General features: G+C 39.8%; 7 protein-coding genes. 5 read left to right on the plus strand and 2 right to left on the minus strand.

Features of this window, described 5'->3' with window-relative positions; translation table 11 throughout:
* Window positions 1–230: 230 nt before the first annotated feature.
* From KKC91_00490 to KKC91_00510, 5 genes are read left to right on the plus strand one after another with little or no spacing between them, the layout of a single operon-like run.
* Window positions 231–500, plus strand: coding sequence for a nucleotidyltransferase domain-containing protein (locus KKC91_00490; protein MBU0477036.1), 270 nt, complete (start codon window positions 231–233; stop codon window positions 498–500).
* Window positions 493–933 (plus strand): hypothetical protein, encoded by a 441-nt coding sequence (locus KKC91_00495; protein MBU0477037.1) that lies wholly within the window; start codon window positions 493–495, stop codon window positions 931–933. The genes KKC91_00490 and KKC91_00495 overlap by 8 nt, the downstream gene beginning before the upstream one ends.
* A gap of 3 nt (window positions 934–936) precedes the next feature.
* Complete coding sequence (gene ilvC / locus KKC91_00500) at window positions 937–1,935, plus strand: ketol-acid reductoisomerase (protein ID MBU0477038.1); 999 nt, start codon at window positions 937–939, stop codon at window positions 1,933–1,935.
* 9 nt (window positions 1,936–1,944) lie between these two features.
* Window positions 1,945–3,462, plus strand: coding sequence for a 2-isopropylmalate synthase (locus KKC91_00505; GenBank protein ID MBU0477039.1), 1,518 nt, complete (start codon window positions 1,945–1,947; stop codon window positions 3,460–3,462).
* 54 nt (window positions 3,463–3,516) lie between these two features.
* Entirely contained in the window at window positions 3,517–4,596 is a 1,080-nt protein-coding gene (locus tag KKC91_00510; GenBank protein MBU0477040.1) for a M24 family metallopeptidase, read from the plus strand.
* An 18-nt stretch (window positions 4,597–4,614) separates the two neighbouring features.
* Here the strand turns inward: KKC91_00510 and KKC91_00515 are convergent, their stop codons facing one another.
* Window positions 4,615–5,994, minus strand: coding sequence for a V-type ATP synthase subunit B (locus KKC91_00515; GenBank protein ID MBU0477041.1), 1,380 nt, complete (start codon window positions 5,992–5,994; stop codon window positions 4,615–4,617).
* Window positions 5,995–7,616, minus strand: a 1,622-nt coding sequence (locus KKC91_00520) for a V-type ATP synthase subunit A (protein ID MBU0477042.1), incomplete at its 5' end; no start/stop codon positions are given.

Consider the following 7,616-nt stretch of genomic DNA (forward strand, 5'->3'; position numbering starts at 1 on the left):
AACTCGAAGAGTTATACACAGAACGGCAGTATCCACAAGGTGAAGAGAAGTAGCATAAACAATTTAGGAGATGACTGATAATTTACAGTCCTTAGGAGAGATTGATAGTATGAATTTGCATAAAACTTCTTGCATTACCTTATGAAAATAAATTTTGCAAAAAAAATTGTAAAAGTGCATAATAGGTACTCAAATAGTAAAAAAACAGTAGGTTAGAAAAAGGGGAAAAAATGATAGCACGAAAGGATAAAAATATAATTTTGCGGTATGCAAAAAAATACAATGTTTCCTATATCGTTTTGTTTGGTTCTTCGGCAACAAAGAATTTAAAGGCAAATGATATTGATATTGGAGTGAAAGGCATTGAACCTAGATTATTCTTCAAATTTTATGCCGAATTGTTTAAACATTTATCGAGACCTGTTGATCTTATTGACCTCTCAAAGAAGTCGCTATTCAATCAACTTGTAGAAGAAGATGGAATAAAAATTTATGGATAAATTATCTAAGCAGATTCTCGCAGAAAAACAGAACGTTAATGTAGTATTGAGTAGTCTTGAAGATGCTATGGCAAGAAAAGAGAAATCAGTTGTTGAATTAGCAGCTATTGGTACATTTCTTCATAACATCTACAATGGAGTAGAAAATATTTTAAAACAAATTCTGCATGCAAAAGATATTAAGATTCCTAAATCCGATACATGGCATAAAGACATTTTAAATCTTTCGGTATCCAGAAAGATTATTTCGGAGAAGCTATCTGATAAGCTTTATGAGTACCTAACTTTTAGGCATTTTTTCATTCATGCATATGGATTTATGCTTGAAGAGTCTCAGCTAAAGGATTTAGCTAACAACATTTCAGCGATTTGGTCACAATTTATGTTAGAAATAAAAGAATTAATGAATAGTAATAAAAAAATAGGAGGTTAGAAAATGGTAAAGATGTATTATGATCAGGATGCAGATTTAGGGGTGTTAAAAGGGAAAACTGTAGCCATTATTGGTTATGGTAGTCAGGGACATGCTCAGGCGCAAAATCTCAGGGATAGCGGAATAAAGGTTATTGTTAGCGATCTTAAAGGCAGTCCAAACTGGGAAATGGCTGTTAAGGCAGGATTTGAACCTGTAAGCGCCCAGGAAGCTACTAAGAAAGCAGATATTATCCAGATTCTAACACAGGATGATGTGCAGGCAAAGGTATACAAAAACGATATAGCTCCGTATATGAAAGACGGCAAAGCGCTTGTTTTCTCACATGGATTTAATATCCATTTTGGACAGATAGTTCCTCCAAGCAACATAGATGTTTTTATGGTAGCACCAAAGGGACCGGGCCATTTAGTTAGAAGAATGTATGAGGGCGGAGGCGGAGTGCCATGCTTATTAGCGATTTTCCAGGAATACACAGGAAAGGCTAAGGATCTTGGGCTTGCATATGCTAAGGGAATTGGCGGCACAAAAGCAGGTGTAATAGAAACAACTTTTGCAGAAGAAACAGAAACTGATCTTTTTGGTGAGCAGACAGTTCTATGTGGCGGTTTAACTGCTTTGATAAAAACAGGTTTTGAAGTATTAGTTGAAGCAGGATATCAGCCGGAAATGGCTTACTTTGAATGTCTGCATGAAGTGAAACTGATAACAGATCTACTGCATGAAGGTGGCATTGGCTGGATGAGATATTCAATCAGCGATACAGCTAAATATGGAGATCTTTCCAGAGGGCCTAGAATAGTAACCAAAGAGACAAAAGCTGAAATGAAGAAGATATTAAAGGAGATTCAGTCAGGAGAATTTGCCAGAGAGTGGATTCTGGAGAATCAGGCTAATAGACCTGTGTTTAATGCATTGGCTAAAAAGGATGAGAAACATCTGATTGAAGTAATAGGCAAGAAACTACGAAGCATGATGCCCTGGCTTGCTAAGGGAAAGTAAAAGAAACTCATGAATAATAGAATTGTAATATTTGACACTACCCTGCGTGATGGAGAACAGGCCGCAGGTACTCGACTGGGTCCTCAGGAAAAACTTGAGATAGCCAGACAACTGGAGCGTTTGGGCGTGGATGTAATGGAAGTTGGTTTTCCTGCTTCTTCTCCTGGCGATTTCGAAGCTGTTCAGGCGATTGGCAAGGAGATTCATCAACCGATCATTTGTGCACTCACTCGATGTCGCTCTGAGGATATAGAGATAGCAGGAAAAGCCCTAAAAGGAGTCTCTAAATCACGAATTCATACAGGGCTCGGTGTTTCAGATATCCATATAGAGAGTAAGCTTAGAAAAACAAGAACTGAAGTTTTGAAAATGGCTGTGCAGTCGGTCAAATTAGCAAGGGAATTCGCCAGAGAAGTGGAGTTTTACGCAGAAGATGCTGGAAGAGCAGAGCCAGGTTTTCTACTGGAAATGGTGGAAGCCGTTATAGAAGCAGGTGCAAAAATCATTAATATCCCGGATACAACCGGATACACTATGCCAGAACAATTCGCATCACTTATCATGAAGATTAGAGAGGAAGTCCCGAATATTAGTCAGGCTATTATTAGTGTTCATTGTCACAATGACCTTGGTCTGGCTGTAGCGAATAGCCTTGCAGGAGTGAAGGCTGGGGCAAGACAAGCAGAGTGTACAATCAACGGAGTTGGTGAACGCGCTGGTAACGCATCACTTGAGGAAATAGTTATGGCGCTTAAAGTCCGCTCAGATTATTTTGGTTTTTCTACGGGAATAAAAACAGTGGAACTTTACAGAACATCCAAGCTTGTGTCGCATCTCCTTGGCATATCAGTTCCTCCAAACAAAGCTATTATAGGGAAGAATGCCTTTGCTCATAGCAGCGGTATTCATGTAGATGGTTTTCTTAAGGATAGAAATACTTATGAAATTATGAAACCTGAGGAAGTTGGCGTTCAACAAAGCGATGTTGTATTAACAGCTCGGTCCGGACGACATGCGCTTAAACATCGTTTGGAAAAACTGGGGTATAAACTCAAAGGAGAAAAACTGAATCAGGTCTATGAGCGATTTATAACAGTAGCAGACCGTAAGCAAGAGGTTTTTGATGAAGATCTGGAGGCTATAGTTGAGGATGAAATAACTACAACTTCGGAAACTTACATTCTTGAATACTTTAATACTGTAAGCGGAAATAAAACTATACCAACTGCTACTATAAGATTAAGAAAAGGAGATGCAATTTCCCAGGAAGCAGCTTGTGGAGACGGACCTGTAGATGCCGCGTATAAAGCTATTGACAGAATTACCCATCTGAAAGCCAAACTTATTGACTATTCCCTCCAAGCTGTTACCGGAGGAAAGGACGCATTAGGCGAGGTTCATGTAAAGGTTGCGGTTGGTAATAGAACAGTAGCAGGAAGGGGAGCTAGTACAGACATTATTGAAGCAAGTGTGAAAGCGTATGTCAACGCTATGAATAGGTTGTTGGCAAAACGCAAAAGAACATAATTCCTAATTTTAAATTTCCAATTATTAATCAAATTAAGAATTTAGTCTTTAAATATGAACATAGATATTAAAGCCGAGATTAAAGAAAAGGAAAAGAGATTACATGGCTTTATGGATAATAACGGCTATGGTGCCGTTATTATTAATAAACAGAATAGTTTTGCGTGGCTAACCTGCGGTGGGGATAACCACGTTGGCATAGCAACTGAAACAGGTAGTGTTACAGCAATTGTCACAAAATCGAAAAAGTATATTATTGCTAATAATATTGAAGCTCCACGTATCAAAGATGAGGAGATAAATGACCAGGGATTTGAAGTAGTTGAATTTGCATGGAATGAGGCCGATAGATCTGCAGAAATTATTAAAGAGATAACAGATGGTATGCGTGTTGCCTCAGATGAAGAAATTGCCCCGTTGCGCTATAGTTTAACTCAGCCGGAAATAGAAAAATACAGATGGATTGGACATGAGAGTTCAAAAAGTCTAAAGGAAGTATCTGATATTATAAAGCCCGGCGATTCTGAGCACAAAGTAGCTGGGCTGGTAGCAGAAAGACTTCTCCCGTCGGGCATAATTCCCATTGTTCTTCTTATAGCAGCTGATGAGCGTATCAAGAAATACAGGCACCCAATCCCAACAGATAATAGAATAAAAAAACATGTTATGATTGTGGTATGCGCAAGAAAATGGGGTTTAATAACGTCATTAACAAGGCTTGTCCATTTTGGAAGCCTGCCTGCTGAATTAAGAGAAAAGCATGACGCAGTTACAGAGGTTGATGCTTCCTTTACTGCAAATACAAGGCCAGGAAATATTGTTGGAGATATTTTCAGTAAAGCTTTAGATATTTATGAAAGAACCGGTTTCAGGGATGAATGGAAACTACATCACCAAGGAGGAGCCACAGGTTATTCATGCAGAGACTATAAAGGAACCTCTGATAGTAAAGAAGTAGTTGAATTGAATCAGGCTTTTGCGTGGAATCCATCCATTACAGGAACAAAGTCAGAAGACACAATAATCGCTCTCAAGGATAAAACGGAAATAATCACACAGGCAGAGGACTGGCCAATGTTAACTGTCAAGTATGAAGATCAGTCCATACAGAAGCCGGATATTTACATAAAATAATGGACACAATTCGCATGCCTACTTAGATTTACTCTGCAGATACTTCTCTATATATTCAGGTCTTATTCTCTTTAGTTCTGATTTTGGCAGCATTGAGAGGAGTTCCCATCCCAGGTCAAGTGTTTGGTCTATGGTTCTATTCTCATCGTATCCCTGACCCACATAGCGTTTTTCAAACTCGTCTGAAAACTTAAAATATAATTTATCTATATCGCTCAAAGCGGATTCTCCAAGAATAATTGCAAGTTCCTGCGCTTCTTTGCCGCTTGCATAAGCGGCAAAAAGCTGATTAAAAACATCGGCATGGTCCTCTCTGGTTTTCCCTTTGCCAATCCCTTTATCCTTCAATCTTGAGAGTGATGGAAGAACGTCAATTGGAGGGGATGTTCCCTTTTTGTGAAGATTTCTACTCAGTATAATTTGTCCCTCTGTAATGTAACCTGTCAAATCCGGTATGGGGTGTGTTTTATCATCATCAGGCATGGTCAGAATAGGAATCTGAGTAATGGATCCTTTTTTATTTTTGATTCTGCCTGCTCTTTCATAAATTGAAGCAAGATCAGTATACATATAACCCGGATATCCTCTTCTTCCGGGAACTTCCTTTCTGGCTGCGGATACAGAACGTAATGCTTCGCAATAATTTGTCATGTCCGTTAATATAACCAGCACATGCATACCTCTCTCGAATGCAAGATATTCTGCTGCTGTTAGTGCAACACGCGGAGTAGCAATTCTCTCAATAGCAGGGTCATCAGCAAGGTTTATGAACAGGACTGTTCGTTCTATAGCTCCTGTTCTTCTGAAATCCGAAATAAAGAAATCTGCCTCTTCAAAGGTTATGCCAATAGCAGCAAACACAACAGCGAATTTTTCCTCTTTGCCAACAACCTTTGCCTGTCTTGCAATCTGAGCGGCAACCTGGGAATGCGGAAGTCCGGAGCCGGAAAAAATAGGTAATTTCTGTCCTCTAACCAGAGTGTTCAGACCATCTATTGCAGATATCCCGGTTTGAATAAACTCAGATGGGTAATCACGCGCATACGGATTAATAGGGTTGCCATTTATATCCAGATATTTTTCAGGAATTATTTCCGGACCGTCATCCATTGGTTTGCCCAGTCCGTCAAAGACCCTGCCCATCAAATCCTCTGAAACGGGAAGCTCTATTCCTTTACCCAAAAATTTCACTCTGGTTTTAGCTATATCTATTCCGCTTGTGCCCTCAAATACCTGTATAAGAGCTTTATCAGTGGAAATTTCCAAAACCTTTCCCTGCCTTATTTCTCCACTGGGTAAGATAATTTCTATTAATTCATCATATTTCACCCCGCTAATATCCTCTACTAGAATAAGCGGCCCAACTATCTCTCTAACAGTCAAATATTCTTTTTGCATTTATAACTCCGCTTGTTGCTTACTCTCCACTGTAAGCTGATTTATCTCTTCTTCTACTTTTTTCTCCAGTTCGGAGAATTTATCCAGTTCTTTCTCTTTAATGAATCGCATTCGCGATATGTCTTCTCTGATTTTCAGGTTAGTCAGGGATTCTATAGGTGTCTTTTCGCCCAGTGCCTGAATGCACTTTTTATGAAGCATCATAATTAGTTTCAGCATGCGATATTGCTTCTTAAGGGATGTATAAGTATCTATCTCGTGAAATGCGTTTTGATGCAGGAAATCCTCTCTTATAGACTTTGCAGTCTCAAGAATAAGGCGGTCAGAAACAGAAATAGTATCCATCCCGACAAGCCGTACAATTTCCTGAAGGTCAGTTTCCTGCTGGAGAAGTTTCATGCCTTCCTGATGCATTCTCATCCAGTCTTCACCTAAATTTTCTTTTAAGAAGTCGTGGATATTATCAAGATATAAAGAATAACTATTGATCCAGCTTATTGCAGGAAAATGACGCCTGTATGCCAGTTTATCTTCCAGTGCCCAAAAGACTTTAACGACCTTCAATGTTCCCTGAACAACCGGGTCGGAAAGGTCACCTCCCGGAGGTGATACAGCGCCTATTATGCTTAATGTGCCCTCTCTGGAATCTGCGCCTTTACATATTACTCTGCCTGCCCGTTCATAGAATTCGGCAAGTTTTGCAGGCAGATATGCCGGGTATCCTTCTTCACCAGGCATTTCTTCAAGTCTGCCTGACATTTCTCTTAATGCCTCTGCCCATCTGGAGGTAGAATCGGCCATTACCGCAACATTATATCCCATATCGCGGTAATATTCAGCTATTGTTACTCCTGTATATATAGAAGCTTCTCTTGCGGCAACAGGCATATTGGATGTATTAGCTATAAGCACAGTTCTTTTCATTAACGGGTTCCCCGTCTTTGGATCCTTAAGCTGCGGGAATTCCATTAATACATCTGTCATTTCATTCCCGCGTTCTCCGCATCCTATATAGACAATAATCTCTGCATCCGACCATTTTGCAAGTTGATGCTGAACAACAGTTTTTCCACTGCCAAAAGGACCTGGAATACAAGCAGTGCCTCCTCTCGCAATCGGGAAAAATGTGTCAATCACTCGCTGGCCTGTAATAAGAGGGGTCTCAGGCACTAACTTCTTCTGATATGGTCTTGGAATTCTTACAGGCCAGTATTGCAGCATTGTAATGTTCTTAGGACCTTTGTCAGTTTTAATTACTGCAACTGTATCTTCAACAGCGAACTTACCCTCTGTAACTTTTTCTATTTTACCTTCCCTTTCTGAAGGCACCATGATTTTATGGATAACTGTGTTTGTTTCCTTAACTGTTCCAATTGCATCTCCGTAACGCACAGTGTCCCCTTTTTTTGCAGACGGCACAAAATGCCATTTTTTATTACGGTCAATCCCCGGGGCAGAAACACCTCTGGTAATGTATTCCCCTGTTTTATCCATCAATATATCCAAAGGACGTTGAATACCGTCATATATTGATTCTATTAATCCAGGCCCCAATTCTACGCTTAGAGGTCTGCCTGTTGATATAACGGGTTCATCCGGACCAATTCCTGCTGTTTCTTCAT

The sequence above is a fragment of the bacterium genome, from assembly GCA_018812485.1.
Taxonomy (GTDB): Bacteria; JAHJDO01; JAHJDO01; order JAHJDO01; family JAHJDO01; genus JAHJDO01.

Bases quoted from the DNA above. Each gene is read 5' to 3' on its own strand.
- KKC91_00490 (MBU0477036.1), top strand. From the start codon at position 231: ATGATAGCACGAAAGGATAAAAATATAATTTTGCGGTATGCAAAAAAA.
- KKC91_00495 (MBU0477037.1), top strand. From the start codon at position 493: ATGGATAAATTATCTAAGCAGATTCTCGCAGAAAAACAGAACGTTAAT.
- ilvC (MBU0477038.1), top strand. From the start codon at position 937: ATGGTAAAGATGTATTATGATCAGGATGCAGATTTAGGGGTGTTAAAA.
- KKC91_00505 (MBU0477039.1), top strand. From the start codon at position 1,945: ATGAATAATAGAATTGTAATATTTGACACTACCCTGCGTGATGGAGAA.
- KKC91_00510 (MBU0477040.1), top strand. From the start codon at position 3,517: ATGAACATAGATATTAAAGCCGAGATTAAAGAAAAGGAAAAGAGATTA.
- KKC91_00515 (MBU0477041.1), bottom strand. From the start codon at position 5,994: ATGCAAAAAGAATATTTGACTGTTAGAGAGATAGTTGGGCCGCTTATT.